This is a genomic window from Vibrio sp. HI00D65, from assembly GCF_001635455.1.
Taxonomy (GTDB): domain Bacteria; phylum Pseudomonadota; class Gammaproteobacteria; order Enterobacterales; family Vibrionaceae; genus Vibrio.
This window is the reverse complement of record NZ_LWEH01000091.1, coordinates 49,902-67,337: the sequence shown is the minus strand read 5'-3', so window position 1 is coordinate 67,337 and position 17,436 is coordinate 49,902. Positions and strand designations below refer to the sequence as shown.

17 protein-coding genes and 1 pseudogene are annotated in these 17,436 nt (G+C 42.4%); 6 read left to right on the top strand and 12 right to left on the bottom strand.

Features of this window, described 5'->3' with window-relative positions:
- Positions 1-25: 25 nt before the first annotated feature.
- The 8 genes from A3712_RS08925 to ccoN all read right to left on the bottom strand — a co-directional run bounded on the left by A3712_RS08925 (position 26) and on the right by ccoN (position 7,087).
- A complete protein-coding gene (locus A3712_RS08925; protein ID WP_063523139.1) occupies positions 26-700 on the bottom strand; it encodes a sulfite exporter TauE/SafE family protein in 675 nt (224 codons plus the stop codon).
- A complete protein-coding gene (gene ccoS, locus A3712_RS08920) occupies positions 690-926 on the bottom strand; it encodes a cbb3-type cytochrome oxidase assembly protein CcoS (RefSeq protein ID WP_063523138.1) in 237 nt (78 codons plus the stop codon). The genes A3712_RS08925 and ccoS overlap by 11 nt, the downstream gene beginning before the upstream one ends.
- Positions 926-3,298 (bottom strand): heavy metal translocating P-type ATPase, encoded by a 2,373-nt coding sequence (locus tag A3712_RS08915; RefSeq protein ID WP_063523137.1) that lies wholly within the window; start codon positions 3,296-3,298, stop codon positions 926-928. The genes ccoS and A3712_RS08915 overlap by 1 nt, the downstream gene beginning before the upstream one ends.
- Positions 3,299-3,303: 5 nt before the next feature.
- Positions 3,304-3,783 carry a FixH family protein gene (locus tag A3712_RS08910; protein ID WP_063523136.1) on the bottom strand — a complete coding sequence of 160 codons (480 nt, stop codon included), beginning with the start codon at positions 3,781-3,783 and terminating at the stop codon, positions 3,304-3,306.
- Positions 3,784-3,867: 84 nt separating this feature from the next.
- Complete coding sequence (gene ccoP / locus A3712_RS08905) at positions 3,868-4,842, bottom strand: cytochrome-c oxidase, cbb3-type subunit III (RefSeq protein ID WP_063523135.1); 975 nt, start codon at positions 4,840-4,842, stop codon at positions 3,868-3,870.
- Entirely contained in the window at positions 4,842-5,018 is a 177-nt protein-coding gene (locus A3712_RS08900) for a CcoQ/FixQ family Cbb3-type cytochrome c oxidase assembly chaperone (protein WP_063523134.1), read from the bottom strand. The genes ccoP and A3712_RS08900 overlap by 1 nt, the downstream gene beginning before the upstream one ends.
- 9 nt (positions 5,019-5,027) lie before the next feature.
- The gene (ccoO, locus tag A3712_RS08895; RefSeq protein WP_063523133.1) at positions 5,028-5,648 is read right to left on the bottom strand and encodes a cytochrome-c oxidase, cbb3-type subunit II; all 621 of its coding nucleotides are present in this window, start codon (positions 5,646-5,648) and stop codon (positions 5,028-5,030) included.
- A gap of 11 nt (positions 5,649-5,659) precedes the next feature.
- On the bottom strand, positions 5,660-7,087 hold the full coding sequence (ccoN, locus tag A3712_RS08890; protein ID WP_063523295.1) for a cytochrome-c oxidase, cbb3-type subunit I: 1,428 nt from the start codon (positions 7,085-7,087) through the stop codon (positions 5,660-5,662).
- A gap of 258 nt (positions 7,088-7,345) precedes the next feature.
- On the opposite strand from ccoN, the gene A3712_RS08885 reads away from it, so the two are divergent.
- From A3712_RS08885 to A3712_RS08865, 5 genes and pseudogenes are all read left to right on the top strand, one after another.
- The gene (locus A3712_RS08885; RefSeq protein WP_063523132.1) at positions 7,346-7,711 is read left to right on the top strand and encodes a hypothetical protein; all 366 of its coding nucleotides are present in this window, start codon (positions 7,346-7,348) and stop codon (positions 7,709-7,711) included.
- A gap of 111 nt (positions 7,712-7,822) precedes the next feature.
- Positions 7,823-9,007, top strand: a complete 1,185-nt coding sequence (locus A3712_RS08880) for an FIST signal transduction protein (protein ID WP_063523131.1) — start codon at positions 7,823-7,825, stop codon at positions 9,005-9,007.
- The gene (locus A3712_RS08875; RefSeq protein WP_063523130.1) at positions 9,007-10,731 is read left to right on the top strand and encodes an ATP-binding protein; all 1,725 of its coding nucleotides are present in this window, start codon (positions 9,007-9,009) and stop codon (positions 10,729-10,731) included. Before A3712_RS08880 ends, A3712_RS08875 begins: the two co-directional genes overlap by 1 nt.
- Before the next feature lie 683 nt (positions 10,732-11,414).
- Positions 11,415-12,003 (top strand): annotated as a pseudogene (locus A3712_RS08870) (outer membrane beta-barrel protein).
- Between the two features lie 324 nt (positions 12,004-12,327).
- Positions 12,328-12,930 (top strand): DUF2971 domain-containing protein, encoded by a 603-nt coding sequence (locus A3712_RS08865; protein WP_063523129.1) that lies wholly within the window; start codon positions 12,328-12,330, stop codon positions 12,928-12,930.
- 92 nt (positions 12,931-13,022) lie between these two features.
- Here A3712_RS08865 and A3712_RS08860 read toward each other — a convergent pair whose 3' ends face one another.
- The 4 genes from A3712_RS08860 to matP all read right to left on the bottom strand — a co-directional run bounded on the left by A3712_RS08860 (position 13,023) and on the right by matP (position 15,591).
- The gene (locus A3712_RS08860) at positions 13,023-14,243 is read right to left on the bottom strand and encodes a hypothetical protein (protein WP_063523128.1); all 1,221 of its coding nucleotides are present in this window, start codon (positions 14,241-14,243) and stop codon (positions 13,023-13,025) included.
- Between the two features lie 143 nt (positions 14,244-14,386).
- Entirely contained in the window at positions 14,387-14,698 is a 312-nt protein-coding gene (locus A3712_RS08855; RefSeq protein WP_063523127.1) for a hypothetical protein, read from the bottom strand.
- Between the two features lie 105 nt (positions 14,699-14,803).
- Positions 14,804-15,112, bottom strand: a complete 309-nt coding sequence (locus tag A3712_RS08850) for a DUF3634 family protein (protein ID WP_063523126.1) — start codon at positions 15,110-15,112, stop codon at positions 14,804-14,806.
- A gap of 23 nt (positions 15,113-15,135) precedes the next feature.
- Positions 15,136-15,591, bottom strand: a complete 456-nt coding sequence (gene matP / locus A3712_RS08845) for a macrodomain Ter protein MatP (RefSeq protein ID WP_063523125.1) — start codon at positions 15,589-15,591, stop codon at positions 15,136-15,138.
- 189 nt (positions 15,592-15,780) lie between these two features.
- Here matP and A3712_RS08840 point away from each other — a divergent pair, with 189 nt between their 5' ends.
- Positions 15,781-17,433: an AAA family ATPase gene (locus A3712_RS08840; protein ID WP_063523124.1), complete on the top strand. Its 1,653-nt coding sequence runs from the start codon at positions 15,781-15,783 to the stop codon at positions 17,431-17,433.
- Positions 17,434-17,436 lie beyond the last annotated feature (3 nt).

Sequence of the window (17,436 nt, the reverse complement as noted above, 5' to 3'; positions counted from 1 at the left end):
TAAAAAAACCGGATTTAAAGAGTGGCTATATGGTATAAATAATGAGCTGCAGTGACATATATCCAGTGTAGAAACCGTAAATCAAGATTAAAAGCGCACCGAGTTGACGAAATAAGTCAGCTTGTTGCAATTTCTTGAGGAAGCTTGCACCCATACCAACCGTCAGCATCGCTGGAAGCGTACCTAAGCCAAATGCAAGCATAATTCCAGCTCCATTATACCAACTGCCTGACACAGCCGCCCAGGTCAGCATAGAGTAGACCAGACCACACGGTAGCCATCCCCAAATGAAACCAAACGGCAGAGCATGGCTTGGATGCTTGAGTGGGAGGAAAGACTTACCGACTGGTGAAATATAACGCCACAGCTTCTGACCAGCCTTCTCAAAGAACAGCAAGCCAAACCACCACTTACCGATATACAGCCCCAGAATTATCATAAAGATGGCAGCGAACAAACGAAGCCAATTAAGTAGCGCGTTGAAATCGCTAAGTTGACCGATTGAAGAGATTGCACCGCCGATCACAGCACCAATAAGGGCATAGCTGAGTAGGCGACCAAGGTTGTAAAATAGGGGAATAACCGGGGAAGGTTTAGTATTGCCGATTGAAAGGAGCGACGCAATACCACCACACATTCCCATGCAGTGGCCCGCGCCGATCAGTCCGACAACAAAGGCTCCGATCCAATCAGGCGTCATCGTTCTTTTTATCTAGGTTGGTTGGGGATTCAGTACTAGCTTTGACATTCTTCACAGGCTTGCTGTCAGAGTGATCATGGGCTTTTTCGTCTTCGTCAAACAAAATGTTGTGACCTTGACGCTCCAGGTCTTCAAACTGTTCGCTCTTCACCGCCCATAGAAATATACCAACAGCGATGCACACCAGCACAATCGCAATGGGAATCAGGATATATAAACTTTCCATTATTTACCTTGCTCTTTTAAAAGCCTTAACGAGTTCGACACAACAATAATAGAGCTTGCAGACATGCCAACAACGGCAATGTATGGAGCAACCAAACCTGCTACAGCCAACGGAAGGATAAATAGGTTATATCCCAATGACCATGCTAGGTTTTCGCGGATTATCTTACGCGTTTTTAGCGCCAATGTACGGGACTTAAGTAACCTATCGAGCTTGTCACCCAATAAAACCATGTCTGCAGAGGCTTTTGCTACATCTGTTCCGCCGCCCATTGCGACAGAAAGGTGAGCACCCGCAAGAATAGGCGCATCGTTAATACCGTCGCCGACCATCATGGTGATGTCTTTCTCATCACGAGAGTTAAGGTAAGCAAGCTTATCCTCAGGCTTAGCATTCGCAACGATGTCGGTAATACCGATTTCTTCAGCAACAGACTTCGCATTAATCAAGGAGTCACCCGTCAGCAGAGTAGTTTTAATACCCGCTTCTTTGAACTTTTGGATGAACTCAATGCTTTCCTTACGAATCGGATCTTCATAAGTAAAGGTAGCGATATGACGTCCCGCCATCGACAAGTAAATGCCGTTACTTTGCGTCGGTTGAGTTTCACCAAGAATAAACTCACTACTACCGATCGCTACCTCTTGACCGTTCAACTCACCAGTAATACCCGAACCGATAACGTTGTTTACGGAATTGACTTCAACATTATCGGACACGTGAGTCTTGAATGCTTTCGCAATAGGGTGATTAGCATGCCGTTCTAGGCTCGCAGCCACTTTTAAACACGTCTCTTTATCAAGCTCTGAGAAAGTTTCCACACGGCTGATACGAATATCACCCTCAGTCAATGTACCCGTTTTATCGATGATCAAGTGGTTAACTTTGCACAAGGTTTCGAACACATGGCCTTTACGAAGCAAAATACCAAATTTACCCATACGGGAAGTTGAACAAGTAATCGCAGTCGGTGTCGCCAGTGAAAGAGCACATGGACAAGTCGCAACCAGTACAGACAACATGATCCAGAATGCGTCTTCTGGACGAGTTTGGTGCCAGTAGAACCAAGTACCGAAAGAGATAATCAAGATAACCGCTACAAAGTAACGAGCCACAATATCCGCAATTTCCGCAATACGAGGCTTGGATAACTGGGCTTCATCTTGCAGACGAACAATATTGGAGATCACGGAGTCCGCTTTTGATGTCATCACTTCCAGTTCAAATGACTCATCGCCATTCAACGTACCAGCGTAAACTGTATCGCCTTCGTTTTTCACGACATGGATAGATTCGCCAGTCAACATAGATTCATCAATATGAACTCGGCCCGAAAGTACTTTGCCATCCGCAGGGATGTGTTCGCCCGGAAGTACGCGGATCTTGTCGCCTACTTTTAGGGTTTTCACTGGCACTTGCTCGCCGTCTAGTGTTGTCGCCATTGCAGGGACTAGCTTAAGCAGGTTACCACTCGCAGCCGCTGCTTTACGACGAGCTCTCATCTCTAAGAAACGACCAAGCAGTAGGAAGAAAGTGAACATAGAAATAGATTCGAAGAAAACTTCTCCTTTCTCTGTCACGGTTGCGACCAAGCTTGCCACGTAGGCAAACAGCAGAGCGATCGAGACAGGCACATCCATACCCAGCGTTCGCCCCTTAATACTGCGCCATGCATTGATATAGAACGGCAAAGCAGAATAGAGCAACACAGGTGTAGCAAAAATAAGGCTTACCCAACGGAAGTAGTTTTTAAACTCTGGTTCGAGGTTGCCAAACACTTCAAGATATAAAGCCACTGCAAGCATCATTACCTGCATGGTTGCCAAGCCAGCAACACCGAGGCGGTATAGGTAGTTTTTCATCGATCGGTGGTAGGCGGCTTCTTGTTGATCAGCTTCAAAAGGCGCGGCTTTATAACCTAGAGTATGGATTGCTGACAACAATTCACTCAGTTTAACTTGCGTGTTATCCCAGTTAAGTAGGGCGCGGTTGGTGGTCGTATTCACACGAATGCTACCTACACCTTGTTTTGAAGAGACTTGTTTCTCGATGAGCCATGCACAAGCCGCACATGAGACACCTTCAAGCGACAATGTCACCTCAGAGACGTTCTCAGAGTTTCTTACAAACTCCAGTTGCACGTCTTCATTATCATAATGACTGAGTGCCAGAAGCTGCTCTGGCACCAGATCCGCTTTCTCAGCAGGGGCGGTGCGGTATTGGTAGTAAGAAACCAAACCGCTATCAACGATTGTCTGAGCTACCGTCTCGCAACCCGGACAACACATCTTACGAGGCGATCCTAAGATCTCGACTTCAAAATCCGTTTCCGCTGGTACATCTTCACCGCAGTGATAACAGGATTCACACATAAGCTTTAGTTCGTTAGTTGAGTAGGAGTTTCAATCGGGAAGTTCATACGACCTTGAACTAGCCATTCTTCGTCATGTGGAGTCAGCTCAATAAACCATGGGCCTTCTAAGTGATGGTCCAGAGTCAGTGTGTAGTTTCCTCTCGCATCAGCGGTTAGTAGCTGAGTGAAATCACGGTCTGGGAGCGTTCTGTGGACGAACATTGCGCTGATGGCAGGGAAGTGTTTAAGTTTACCTTTGTCTAATGTTATGATGATAGAGTTGCCTTTCTCATTAAGTGAAGCCGATAGGCCCAGCTCTTCGGCGATATTTACTTTTGAAATGTCGACATTAATGCCTTTTCCTTTTTTATAGTAATCCTCAGTCACTAAGTCTACAGAGTTCTGTGTAAACACAATAACCGTCATAATGGTCCAAATAACTACTGTCGCTGGCAACGCGATTAAGAACCACGGCCAAAACTGTTTATACCAAGGCTTTACCATAAAAAAATCTCAAAAAAGAATAAAAAGAAGAGGCTATAAAATAAAGGAAAGACAGCCTCTTAGAAAGAGGCTGTTATTGAAATGTTACTTATTATCTGAGTTGCTTAAGCTCCAAACGTAAGATGCAACGAGCTGTACTTTGTCTTCACCTAGAATGTCTTTCCAAGCAGGCATTACGCCAGAACGACCGTACATAACTGTTTCAGTTACGTCTGCACGAGAATCGCCAAATAACCAATCTCGGTCAGTTAAGTCAGGAGCGCCAACAGCAGGGTTACCCTTACCATCAGTGCCGTGACATGCTGCACACACTACGAAGCGAGCTTTACCAGCAGCAGCTTCACGCGCATTTACACTACGACCAGATAGGCTAAGAGTATAACTTACAACTTCTTTTACACCTTGCTCACCGAGTGCGTCCTTCCAAGCTGGCATTTGACCAACACGACCATGCATAATTGTTGTGACGATAGCCTCAGGCTCACCACCATATAACCATGCATCATCAGTTAGGTTAGGAAAACCTTTCTGACCACGCGCATCAGAGCCGTGACATTGAGAACAGTTTTGCAGGAACAAACGTTGACCCACTTTGATCGCATCAGCATCTGATGCAATGTCAGGGATTGAACGTAAACCATTTTCGTCGTGAGCCAGCTTTCTGAATGCCGCACCAAAGTAGGTGTCTGCATCATCAAGCTCTTTTGCGTACTCATCCAACTGCTTATTTGCTTGTGCAGCAGAAATGGCAGAACGAGATTCCTCAACGCTACGTACAGTTTGATTCGAGCTAGTCCACCCCAGAAGACCTTTAAAATTACCTAGGCCAGGGTATAGAGCAAGATAAATCGCTGAGAAAACAATCGTACTAATGAAAAGATATGTCCACCATTTTGGTAGTGGGTTGTTAAGCTCACGAATACCATCGTATTCATGGCCCATATCTTGACCTACTTCTACGCCAGTTTTATCTCTAAAACACCAACGAAGCAAGGCAGCACAACCAATTAGGGTACCAATAGTAATAACACTAACCCAAATACTCCAGAATGTACTCATTACCTTGTCACTCCTTCATTTTTAGAACTCGTTGCTGGCTCGTCGTCAGCAAACACTAGGTTCGCGTCTTCGTCGAAACGTGATTTTCGGTTCTTGCCATATGCCCACCAAACGATCCCGAGAAAGCAAGCAAAAACGATCACAGTCCAAATACTTTGAAATGTAATAATGTCCATAATCATTCCTTATTTCATTGCGTGACCAAGCGATTGAAGGTAAGCGATGATTGCATCCATCTCTGTTTTTCCTTCAACATCTTGTTTAGCGTTAGCAATTTGTTTATCTGTGTAAGGAACACCAAATTGGTTACGGAAAAGTTCTAGCTTATTTTGAGTCAATTTGCCATCAAGTACATTTTCAGCAAGCCATGGGAAACCAGGCATGTTTGATTCAGGAACAAGTTCGCGAGGGTCCATAAGGTGGACACGGTGCCATTCATCAGAGTAACGTTCACCTACACGAGCTAGATCAGGGCCTGTACGCTTTGAGCCCCATAGGAATGGGTGTTCCCAAACACTTTCGCCAGCTACAGAGTAGTGGCCGTAACGTTCAGTCTCAGAGCGGAAAGGACGAATCATTTGGCTGTGACACACGTTACAACCTTCACGAATGTAGATATCACGACCTTCCATTTCCAGAGCAGAATAAACGCGTAGGTTTTCTACAGGTTCCGTTGTCTGCTTTTGGAAGATAAGAGGGGTGATTTCTACTAAAGCACCAAAACTGATAGCAATAACGATTAAGATCGCTAATAGGCCGACGTTTTTCTCTACCAACTCATGGCGATTATTTGAATTTGAGCTCATTCTAAATCTCCTTAAGCTGGTTGAAGGATAGCTTTAAGGCTATCTTTAGGTGCAGAAACAGTTTTGTACGTGTTGTATGCCAGTAACAACATACCAGATAGGAAGATGAAACCACCTAGGAAACGTACAAAGTAGAACGGGTAAGACGCTTCTACAGATTCAACGAAGCTGTAAGTTAATGTACCGTCAGAGTTAACTGCACGCCACATCAGACCTTGCATCACACCAGAGATCCACATTGCAACAATATAGAAAACCGTACCAATCGTTGCTAACCAGAAGTGAACATTGATTAGAGATACAGAGTACATACGCTCTTGACCAAATAGCTTAGGAACTAAGTGATAAACCGAACCGATAGAAACCATTGCAACCCAACCTAACGCACCAGAGTGAACGTGACCGATAGTCCAGTCCGTGTAGTGAGATAGCGCGTTAACCGTTTTGATTGCCATCATTGGGCCTTCGAAAGTCGACATGCCGTAGAATGATAGAGAAACGATTAGGAAACGTAGGATAGGGTCGTAACGAAGCTTATGCCACGCACCAGATAGAGTCATGATACCGTTGATCATGCCACCCCAAGAAGGAGCAAACAGAACCAAAGACATAACCATACCTAGAGACTGAGTCCAGTCTGGAAGTGCAGTGTAGTGTAGGTGGTGAGGACCAGCCCAGATATACAGAGACACAAGTGCCCAGAAGTGAACGATCGACAAACGGTAAGAATAAACAGGGCGACCAGCTTGTTTAGGAACGAAGTAGTACATCATACCTAGGAAGCCAGCTGTCAATAGGAAGCCTACCGCATTGTGTCCGTACCACCATTGCACCATTGCATCAATTGCACCTGAGTAAATCGAGTACGACTTAAACGCAGATACAGGAACAGCTAGGCTGTTAACGATGTGCAATACGGCAACAGTGATGATGAAGGCTCCGAAGAACCAGTTCGCTACGTAAATGTGTGATGTCTTACGTTTAATCATGGTTCCGAAGAACACGATTGCATAAGCTACCCACACAAGAGTAATAGCAATATCGATTGGCCATTCTAGTTCTGCATATTCTTTACCAGAGGTTAAACCTAACGGTAGAGTAATTGCAGCCGACAGGATAATCGCTTGCCAACCCCAAAAGGTGAAGGCTACGAGAGGGCCACCAAAGAGACGCGTCTGACAGGTACGTTGCACAACATAATATGATGTTGCAAACAGCGCACTTGTACCAAACGCAAAAATAACCGCATTAGTATGCAGGGGACGTAAACGACTGTACGTCAACCACGGCGTATCAAAGTTTAGCTGTGGCCAAACTAATTGAGCGGCAATCAAAACACCAACGCCCATGCCGACAATACCCCACAAAATTGTAACTAGGGTAAACTGACGGACGACCGTATAGTTGTAGTTTTGTTCAAGCTGCTTTTCTTGGCTCATTTGCATGCTTCCAATTTCTTATTTACTACACTTTACTTCCAACACGACTCACGTCGTAATGCCACCCAAATTAGAAAAGGAAATTCAGCCTATTCAGGACCTTATTTCCACTTGCTGATTTTTAAAAAAAGTGGCATTTTCAACGCGACACTATACTTGAATTAACAAATCAATGACAGAGTAGTAACCTTACGCTTGGTCTGGAATTGGATTTTTATTTAAAAACTTTGAACTTTGTAACAAGGAGTAAAGATTATAATGGCGGCACAAAAGCTAACGAAAGGCAGGCTTGTTCAAATTATCGTCATGTTGGTTGTTTTATTAGCTGCATTTACTTGGAGAACAGTGACATACGATAATACCGAGACAATAACCTGTATAGTTTCAAAACCTTGTGAATTTGGTATTGATAATAATAATGTTTCGATTTCGGGCGATAGTCAGGGATATTCGATTGAAACATCTAAAACTGGCAAATTCATCATTAGCTACGATGGTAACGGAGTTTTGGAATCGAAAGGGGCGTCATCTTGGCTTTTACAAACCAATGATAAGACCTCCTCAATAACGGTTACATTTCCACAACAGGTCATGACGTATACAGTAAATCTCGCTAAAGAATAAAACTCAAAACTGAGCAACACCTCGCTCTTTGATAGAAATATTGACTAAACCAGTGAAACCCTGTGCATCAAAGTGTTATAAAGACAACATTAACAAAGTTTCCAGAACTCTATGAAATTTCTATCAAAAGTCTCTTATTCTCTAGATGATAAAATCGCCGTAGATGAACTGCTTCTTGGGGTAGAAAACCCCGAGGACATCGCTTGTCTCATCTGCTACTGCACAGAAGAGTACTCCACGCTCGCTGTGCAGAGATATTTCGTAGATGCTCTGCCTAATATTCCAATTCATGGATGCACGACATGCCATGGAATCATGACTGAAACTGGATTCCATTCAGGCCCTGTAATCGGTGTACTCATCATCTACGATTCTGGTATCAATGCATACGGAACCGGCATTAAGCACTTCAGTCAATCCGTCGAACAAAGTACCTTCGACGCAATAGATTCAGCGCTAAAAAACGCCAACCGTGAAGGTGAAATTCCAGACTTGATCTTGCTTCATTCTACTCCCGGCAACGAGGAGAAGGTTATGGCAGCCATCGACAGTAAATTCGGCACTCAAGTACCTATCATCGGCGGTAGCGCAGCCGACAATCAGGTGTCTGGAAACTGGAGTATATTTACTGAAGAGTCACTCTCAATTAATGGCGTTTCACTAACTGTCTTTTTCTCCTCTCAGTCTATCCATTCGTCATTCAGTGCAGGACACACACCTACGCGTTACTCAGGGACCGTAACAAAAGTAAGAGATAGAATCCTGCTCGAGATAGACCACAGAACAGCTGCCACGGTTTACAATGAATGGACTAATTTCCATGTAGGTGGTAGTGACGACGGCTATATCTTTGAAAAATCTTCTGTCTATCCACTAGGCCGGAAAGTCGGTACATCATACAACTATCCGTATTTCAAACTCTCTCACTCTATTCGAGAAACTGAGTGTAACGGTATTGAACTCTTTACGGATATCAATGAAGGCGATACCATTTATTTAATGCAAGGCTGCAAACAGCAGTTGATAACCCGTGCCGCTAATATCATTCATTCGTCTTACTACAATGATATGGAACTGGAAGAAAAATTAGGAGCGATTAACATCTTTTGCGCAGGGCCAATGCTCAATCTAAAGCAAGACATGGATGAGGTTTGCGACCAAATAAATCAAGCACTTAATGGACTCCCTTACATATGTCCATTCACATTTGGTGAGCAAGGAAGACTTTCAGGTGGAGAGAATGCACACGGTAATTTAATGGTGTCGTCAGCAACGTTTTATAGGTTAAAAAAGTAATGGGTTCTGAAGGTCAAGAAGCGCTGCAAGAAGCACGTATTGAACTACAAAAATTAAAAGCCCGTGAGAGAAAGCTGGCTGAAGAGAATAGGGTAATTCTATCGACAATCTCTGCAATCAGTAAGGCAAATAACATCTCTGAGATATTTTCTAGCCTCGAGTTTGTGTTGAAAAAGTACATTAAGTTTGACGACTTTATCGTGGTCTCTAGAGTAGGGAATGAAGGTAATTTCAAAACTCTACTGACCAACAATAAAGTCTTTGAAGAGATGGTCTTGAACGATCATGGTAAGCTATCTCGAGTCATCAATGGTGAGTGCGCCATTCTTTTTGAACCCAAATCTCTGGGTGAATTTAACACCTTGCATCCCATTGTTCTCGACCAAATCAACTCAGTGTTGATTACTGGTATCGACAGCGGACTAACACAGTCAGTCATCATTTTTATTCACTCGAATAACAAACATTTTAGCATTGAAACTAAGGCAACTCTTAACCGATTCCGCCCACTGATTGAGCGTGCTGTTTTCGACATAGAAAACAAGGAGAAGCTTGAAGCGACGGTTAGAGAACGAACCGCCGAGCTTGTTACAGCGAGGAAAGACGCGGAAAGAGCGAACAAAGCCAAGTCAGAATTTCTCGCGATGATGAGCCACGAATTAAGAACGCCACTTAACGCCATCATTGGGCTGATCGACACATTAAAGTCGACCCAGCTAACAGAAGAACAACAGTCTATATTGCTAAATATGAGCACATCGTCTGAGCTTCTGTTAGCTATCATCAGCGATGTATTGGACTTTTCCAAAATTGAATCTGGTTGTTTCTCGCTAGCACCACAATGGAGCAACGTAAGAGACACTGTAACTTTTGTTTTGTCAGAACAAACAAAGGCTGCAGACAGCAAAGGTCTAAAGCTCACAGTGTCTAGCTATATCCCAGATGGTGAACTTCACTATATAGACCCAAGTCGTTTAGCGCAGATATTGTTTAACCTGATCGGAAATGCCATTAAATTTACGGAGCACGGACACGTCCATGTTTCCATAAAATACCGGCAGAGTTCGTTTTATATAACCGTTGAAGATACCGGAATTGGAATTAGCTCACAGCAGCTATCGTTGTTGTTCAGTCCATTTGTGCAAGCAGATAGCACAATAACGCGAAGGTTTGGCGGCACGGGGTTAGGTTTAGCGATCACCAAGCGCTTAGTTGAGTTAATGCGTGGACGAATATCAGTAGACAGTGAGCCGGGGAAAGGTTCAAAGTTCGAGGTTCAATTACCAGTACTCACCAGAGTGACGAACAGCTGCAACCAACTGGGAGATGGTGATTGTTCTAGAAAACTCAGAAGTCGATACTCGGTACTGGTCGTGGAAGACAATCCAACAAACCAGATGGTGATTAAGTTAATTCTAACGAGGCAAGGCCACGAAGTTTTCGTCACAAGTAACGGTGAAGAAGCGATAGGCTTTATACAAGACAACAAAGATTCCATAGACATAATCCTGATGGACGTTTCAATGCCGGTCATGGATGGTTTAACCACAACCAAATACATGAGAAAGGCAAACATCCAAACGCCAATTGTGGCTCTGACCGCACACACATCAGTTGAAGATAAATGTTCATGTTTAGATGTTGGTATGAATGATTTCGTAACCAAACCAGTAAGAACAAAAGAAATAACAGAAGCTATAGATAGACTAATGCTTGAGATCTAATAAACGTATTCTTAATCGAAGATTAGGTAATATGTTTATTAGGTATTTTATGGTAAATAACCATTATGGTTAAATACACAGTGTAAGATGACTAGAAACGAAGGCAGGGCATCAGATATTGAGCTCTGCCTTATGACTACCAAGCTACATTTAACATAATATACATAATACGCAGTGGTTGTGTGTAAAATCTTCTTGATGTTATAAGCTCCGAGGCCTCAACAAACTGAAAAGCCTGAATAACCCATACTGCTCGCGCATTCCAAGATCTCCAACACATTACTGGTGCCTAATCTGGATTGCCGATTACTTAGTTGGGCTCTTGCAAGTTGAGCTCGCTTCAAGCTCTATCAATTTACATCGTTCTCATTACTCAGGCTTAATTAGCTTGTTTCTGATACTCAAAGGAGATTCTTAGTAAGCTACATAGCATTAAAAATGTGTCCGTAGTTAATTGCACTGCAGTAAACTGTGTAAAAGTGACAACGCAACGTGTTTACTATCCATATTAATCACTTTGTTTGGTGCTCTTTTCATACCTTGTCTTAAATGTGAGATGTTGATACTTCCATTACCTAAAAGGTATTAAAATCATATGTTTAGACAGGTTTCTTATTAACTAATAAATCTTTAGTTTGATAGCATGTTCGCGAAATCAATAACTTACTAAATAAAGGTTCTATATGAAAAACAGTATGGTCGCCCTATCACTATTCTCTATTTTCGCAATGAACTCGGTCGCGCTTGCTAGTGACAAAGAGAACTCAAAAGAGCGTGGCCAATTCTATATTGGCGCAGATATCGGCTTGCATAATGAAACCTAATCAGAATATCTTGGTCGTTCAATTGAAGATTCATCTGACCTGTCTGATCTCAGCTATAACCTAGTTGGAGGCTTCGAATTCAATACACACGACGTTGTTAAATTGGGGCTGGAAGCCGAATACCGCAAACTTGGCAAAGTAACTTATAACGAGATAATGGATATCGAAGGTCAGGCTTTCTTCATCAACGTCAAGCCAAAATTCATTGTTGAAGGCGACGTATTAGATTTGTACGTGTCCCTATTGGCTGGTGTCGGATCTATGGATATGGAGGTCAAAGCTTTGGGAGCATCTGCGTCTAACTCTGAAGCAGCATACCAAGTTGGTGCTGAGCTTGGTTTCAGATAATATCGACATTCATCTTGGCTACCGAAATGCACGAGTTGAGATCGACAGTGTCGATATCTCATCGCAAACCGCCTACGTTGGAGCTCGCTACAAGTTTTAATCCCTTCAAATAACCGTTATTAGCCCATTTGAGTAAAGCTTCGCTATTCAAAGCAAGCTTTACTACCGGTTTTAAGTCCTTTGTCATGATTTAACAAACTCAAACGTTACGTTGTATCTTGTTTAACGTTATTCTGGAAATCTTAAGGGCGACGTATGGCAAAATAAACCACCTAAACAGGCCACTATTTCGTGTTTAAATTATGATCTATCAAACAGTTATGATTAAAAATAAGTTGATTAAGCAATCAAATGCTGTGCATTTGGAGTTGCATTACCAATTAAAGTGTTAACATCAGACAATGTTGTAAACTAGGTGTTTGATATGTTGCCTAAACTTTATAAGTTCAGATCGCTCCATGATAGAAATATACAATCTATATCCGAGTGTTCCTTGTGGTTTGATTACGCTAAATCTTTTAATAACCCTTTTGATTCTAACCACATCTTCAGCCAATGCCTTCAAAATGATTTTAAGGTGATGTGTTTCTCACAGTCCAGCGATCACCCAATACTGTGGTCTCAGTATGGTGATAACTTCAAAGGTATGTGTATTGAATATGACCTGAACTTTTATGAGGGTGACGCAAACCTAAACTGCTTCGCGGTCCAATATGAAAACCATCCAAACAATATTTGTTTACCCTTGTTAGAGAATTTACCGCCATTACGCTTAGGTACCGAACTCTTTAAGGTAAAGCACTCCAATTGGCGCTATGAACGAGAATATCGCTGGGTGCTGCCTAACGAAGAGCTTAAAGGCAATAAATTGTTTCTTAACAAGCAGTGCCTGACTTCAGTCATTCTCTCAGAGCACGCTCCGGCGGATAGAAAGCTTAAACTGCTAATGACATGCCAACGTTTAGGTATTCCAGTCAAACAAGCAATAGCCAAACAGGACTCATTCACCTTTGAAGTCGTTTGTTAAAACCTACCTATGATAATTCCTCGGATTGTCATTACCACAAAGGTGACAGTGTAGCTAAAAGAAAAAGAGCCACATCAATTGTGGCTCTTTCATTACATCTTGTCGGTGATTTTACCTGGTACCCTATTCTGCATTTGCTCAATCGTCGTTGCTGACATTTGAACATTCCAGAACCAATAAGGTCTGTGCTTAATATTAAAGAAATCACTATTGCTCAATGCTTCAAAAATTGAGAACTTTCTTCCTTGAGCCAGTGCTGCTCCGTAGAGGGTTCTTTTTAACACTGGAATATCGTTCACTTCCTCTAACAACGCTCTCTTTATAAATTGGTTTCCAAGACTCCAATCAATGAATTCGACGAGGTTCTGAAGCAGTTTCAGCTCAAGTTGCTCTACCATAGACTCCAGAAACTGAGTATTTGGGATGACTTCAGCACAAGCGTAATATTCTTCATGCCTGTCACTAGCATCTCGATAACCGAGCATAGTTTTCACCAAGGCATCTTCGAAAGTTGAAGAAAAGTGATTACAAATCAAAAACAAAGGTAACACTCTCAAAACCCCAAGAAGGATACCAACGTTCGTATCTTTAACGGACGTTTCTTGTAGCCTTATACGCGTAGCATTTGAAGCCACCACCAAGTGTTGCCAAACCTTGGGTACAATATGCTTGATATTGCCGTCGTTCCACTTGATCAGCTGTTGGCTCATCAATAATGGAAACAACAACCGACAGTTCTCTATACCAATTTGCCTTGCTGCAACTTTAGGATCGAGTATTATTTTCGATTTCTTGCCGTACTTCTCTGTAAACTCACGATTGGAAACAAACTCAACAAGACTCGAGCTAAGTCCCCGACTCTCTGATGAAATTTTGTGTAACTTGGAAAAGTTCAAAGATGGAGAATACGCCGCACTCGCAAACTGATTGTAATCCGGCAATTGTGTGAGCAGAGGGCTTATCAGTGTACTTTGAAGCTTCTCTAACATGAGCGCTGAAGCCGCGTCACTCACATCGTCAATAACATAACGAAGTGTTTGTTGTTTGGCCGCTACCTTCTCACGTTTGGCATTGACTCTATCTTGTTCACAACGCAAAAGAATACGTTGATTATGTGAGATTCGGTCTGCCTCATTAAAGATGACGCTCTCGCAGTATCTATTTTCTAAGCTAAGTAGCGTGTCGACCGTGGATTGGTCAAGTTTATACTTTTCAGATATTAACCACTTAGTAAAACGAGTCTCAACGTTAATTGAAACTTTTCTAGAGATCTCTATGACTTCTGGGGGGTAATTTTTATTTGCTAGCAACAACCGAGACTTTCCTTTGCCCTAATCTTCTTGGCAGCCTATGCCGACTCTATAAGTGAGCTAAATATTAATAGAAATTAGAGATTGGTTCACGAAATTGTTTCATTAAAATTATAATCATTTAGTTATAGTGCATCAGGTGGTGGTTATTCTGATATGTGGAGACGAATATATTTCTCAGGAAAGCTGTACTTAAACTTTTTACACTTCGGCAAGTGCTTTTTAGCCGCTTTACAGATTTTGCTATCTCCAGATGTTTTAACCTTTTTGATTCGTGCATAACCTTTAGCGTGCTTCATCTCAATCATAAGATCACAATACCCTTCTAGCTCAATATGACTCTGGTTGAGACCTTTAAGAACGCTGGTTTTGATCTTTTTTGCGACTGGATTAATCAAAGAGTCATCTGAAAATGCTATTAGTGGCAAACAACACAATAAAAGTAATAGATATCTCATACTGTTCTCTATTCGTAAAAATTGAAAACAGTATGAAGACGATAGAGAGGTGTTTAGGACTAACTTAGTATGGTGTTGTATTAGACAACACGTAATTACCAGAGATTACGCTTTCTTTGAGCCTTTCGATTTAAAGCCGTTATGCGGGAACACATTACGAATTCTCTGTTGAACATTCTTTGGTACATCCTTAGTGAACTTCAGATTGTAACCAGAGCGTTTCGCATATACTTTCAGTTCACCTTTAAACGCATTATTGTGGCCAATCTCTTGAAGGTTGTGTTTGAAACTCGGTGGTAGATGACCTTTGACTTGCTCAATAGCCCCATCATTGAATTTTATTTTTAGCACTGGCCTATCAACAGCAACCAGCCAAAATATCAACACTGCACCAATTAAGATTACATACATCATAACGTCACCACAAATATTGATGGTTACTTATCGTCAGAAAGAAGCTTGCTTAAATCTTCTTTAAGACTCGTTACCGTTTTACTCGCCTGTTCGCTGCGAGATGCTTCACTTACCAGGTATTCGATGGCGTCAGACAAGGTGCAGCCCAACTCATTCGCTCTTTGGGATAGCTTTTCCCAGACGCGATAATCGAGGTCGATCGATTTCTTTTTGGTATGAACTTGCTCAGCGTTAAAATGGCGTTTGCGCTTCGCTCTGATCGCTTGCTTCAGCTTGTTATCAAGCTCTGGAGACATGTTTTCGGAGATCCATTTAAGTACGCCAGTTGGTTGATGCTCAAGCTTTAACAGCGCTTGTATCGCAACCTCAGCTTCACTTGAATCAATATGACAGGTGATCGATTCGCCTTCTTTCCATTTTTTGACCAGATAGTTCCATTTCCAACCACATTCCAAGTTTTCAAGTTGCTGATATTTCATGTCTAATCTCGCGTGTTAATTCTAGTGACAGCGTAACCCAAAATGGACTATTTAACAATTATTGTCTTGAAAGAATAGACCAAAATCATACTTATATTCACTCTGTGATTGATCGCGTCGATATAGAGCTACAACCGAGATCAGTTTTTCTATATACTCCCTACCTTGTTATCCTAATCAGAAACCTAAATGACTCAAGTAGATTGGCGACATGTTACGCCTCAGTACGACGAATATAACACTCAATTAGAGCAATTCCATGACATCTCGCCTCTCCCATTCTCAGTTATTCAACACCGATTCAGAGAAGCGTTAACTCGCTTTATCCGTTTATCTAACCTTTCACGTGTGTTATTGGTGAATTCCCCGGACAACTCGATCTATCGCCAAATAATCGTTGAATCTTTAGTTGCTGAATTAGATGACGATACAAAGCCGGTTATCAAAACCGAATCTTTGAATGCAACCTCTCTGTTTGATCAAGTTCAATCACGTGATGGCAAAGTTGTTGCTACCAAGCCCGGTTTACTCGCTAGAGCGAACAATGGGTATCTGATCGTGTCAGCCAACTTGATTCTTGCTAATCCAGGAAGCTGGTTGCTATTAAAGTCAGCACTGCTTGGTGAAGCTGTGGAGCCAATCAGCAGTAACCCTGAACACTTGAATCAATCACCAACGCTTCCTCTTACATACAATATTAAATTGGTTGTAGTTGGAGACAGATCGCAACTCGGTGATCTTGATTACTTAGATAGCGATATACATACTGGTTTTTGTCTTTTCAGTGAAATTGAACAAGACATCAAGCTATCTGAAGAAACTTTGATTCCATACCTTGGCTATCTTAAGTGGCTCTTGCAACGTTATGATCTACCAAACATTACACAAAACGCGTTAACGGCTATTTTGACCGCTGGGGCACGAGAAACGGAAGATCAAAGTTACATTCCACTGTGTCCAATTTGGCACAACGCATTGCTGAGCGAAGCACTGGTTGAAGCCAACAACGGTGAAATTGATATTCAGCATATCCAACAAGCTCAACAACACAAATACAATCGAGAATCATACCTTCCAGAGCGCGCTCTAGATGACATTCGTGATGGCCAAGTCATCATTGAAACCGAAGGTGAACAAGTTGGCCAGGTAAATGGCCTCACCGTCATCGAGGTGCCGGGTCACCCAATCTCTTATGGTGAACCTGCACGTATTTCATGCGTTATTCACTTTGGTGATGGCGACATTTCCGATGTTGAACGTAAAGCAGAGCTTGGTGGTAACCTACATGCAAAAGGCATGATGATCATGCAGGCATTTGTTAGCAGTGCATTAAACCTTGAAGATCCATTACCATACGCTGCATCAGTCGTGTTTGAACAGTCGTATTGTGAGGTGGATGGCGACAGCGCTTCTCTCGCAGAGCTTTGCTCTCTAGTAAGCGCACTGTCTGAGTACCCTATCGACCAACAGATTGCTGTAACAGGCGCTGTCGACCAGTTTGGTCGTGTACAAGCCGTTGGTGGCCTTAATGAAAAAATCGAAGGCTTCTACCATGTTTGTAAGCACCAAGGACTCACTGGAAAACAAGGCGTCATTCTGCCGAAATCGAATCTAAGGCATCTTGCTCTTAAACCAAACCTTATCGAAAGCATCAAAAACGAAGAATTTCACATCTGGTCTGTATCAAATGTAGACGAAGCTATTCCTCTAATTATGAACAAACCATTTAGAGACGATGAAGAAGAAAGCGTTCTTAGCAAAATCGCGGAACGTATTGAAAACTTTGAAAGACATGAGCACCCATTGGGAATTGTGGGACGCATCAAAAACTGGTTTGTCTAGTAC

What these genes read in the sequence shown, in the direction of transcription:
- matP (WP_063523125.1), bottom strand. Translation starts at nt 15,591, where the DNA reads ATGAAATATCAGCAACTTGAAAACTTGGAATGTGGTTGGAAATGGAAC.
- ccoN (WP_063523295.1), bottom strand. Translation starts at nt 7,087, where the DNA reads ATGAGCCAAGAAAAGCAGCTTGAACAAAACTACAACTATACGGTCGTC.
- ccoP (WP_063523135.1), bottom strand. Translation starts at nt 4,842, where the DNA reads ATGAGTACATTCTGGAGTATTTGGGTTAGTGTTATTACTATTGGTACC.
- ccoS (WP_063523138.1), bottom strand. Translation starts at nt 926, where the DNA reads ATGGAAAGTTTATATATCCTGATTCCCATTGCGATTGTGCTGGTGTGC.
- A3712_RS08925 (WP_063523139.1), bottom strand. Translation starts at nt 700, where the DNA reads ATGACGCCTGATTGGATCGGAGCCTTTGTTGTCGGACTGATCGGCGCG.
- A3712_RS08885 (WP_063523132.1), top strand. Translation starts at nt 7,346, where the DNA reads ATGGCGGCACAAAAGCTAACGAAAGGCAGGCTTGTTCAAATTATCGTC.
- A3712_RS08850 (WP_063523126.1), bottom strand. Translation starts at nt 15,112, where the DNA reads ATGATGTATGTAATCTTAATTGGTGCAGTGTTGATATTTTGGCTGGTT.
- A3712_RS08880 (WP_063523131.1), top strand. Translation starts at nt 7,823, where the DNA reads ATGAAATTTCTATCAAAAGTCTCTTATTCTCTAGATGATAAAATCGCC.
- ccoO (WP_063523133.1), bottom strand. Translation starts at nt 5,648, where the DNA reads ATGAGCTCAAATTCAAATAATCGCCATGAGTTGGTAGAGAAAAACGTC.
- A3712_RS08840 (WP_063523124.1), top strand. Translation starts at nt 15,781, where the DNA reads ATGACTCAAGTAGATTGGCGACATGTTACGCCTCAGTACGACGAATAT.
- A3712_RS08915 (WP_063523137.1), bottom strand. Translation starts at nt 3,298, where the DNA reads ATGTGTGAATCCTGTTATCACTGCGGTGAAGATGTACCAGCGGAAACG.
- A3712_RS08865 (WP_063523129.1), top strand. Translation starts at nt 12,328, where the DNA reads ATGTTGCCTAAACTTTATAAGTTCAGATCGCTCCATGATAGAAATATA.
- A3712_RS08875 (WP_063523130.1), top strand. Translation starts at nt 9,007, where the DNA reads ATGGGTTCTGAAGGTCAAGAAGCGCTGCAAGAAGCACGTATTGAACTA.
- A3712_RS08900 (WP_063523134.1), bottom strand. Translation starts at nt 5,018, where the DNA reads ATGGACATTATTACATTTCAAAGTATTTGGACTGTGATCGTTTTTGCT.
- A3712_RS08910 (WP_063523136.1), bottom strand. Translation starts at nt 3,783, where the DNA reads ATGGTAAAGCCTTGGTATAAACAGTTTTGGCCGTGGTTCTTAATCGCG.
- A3712_RS08855 (WP_063523127.1), bottom strand. Translation starts at nt 14,698, where the DNA reads ATGAGATATCTATTACTTTTATTGTGTTGTTTGCCACTAATAGCATTT.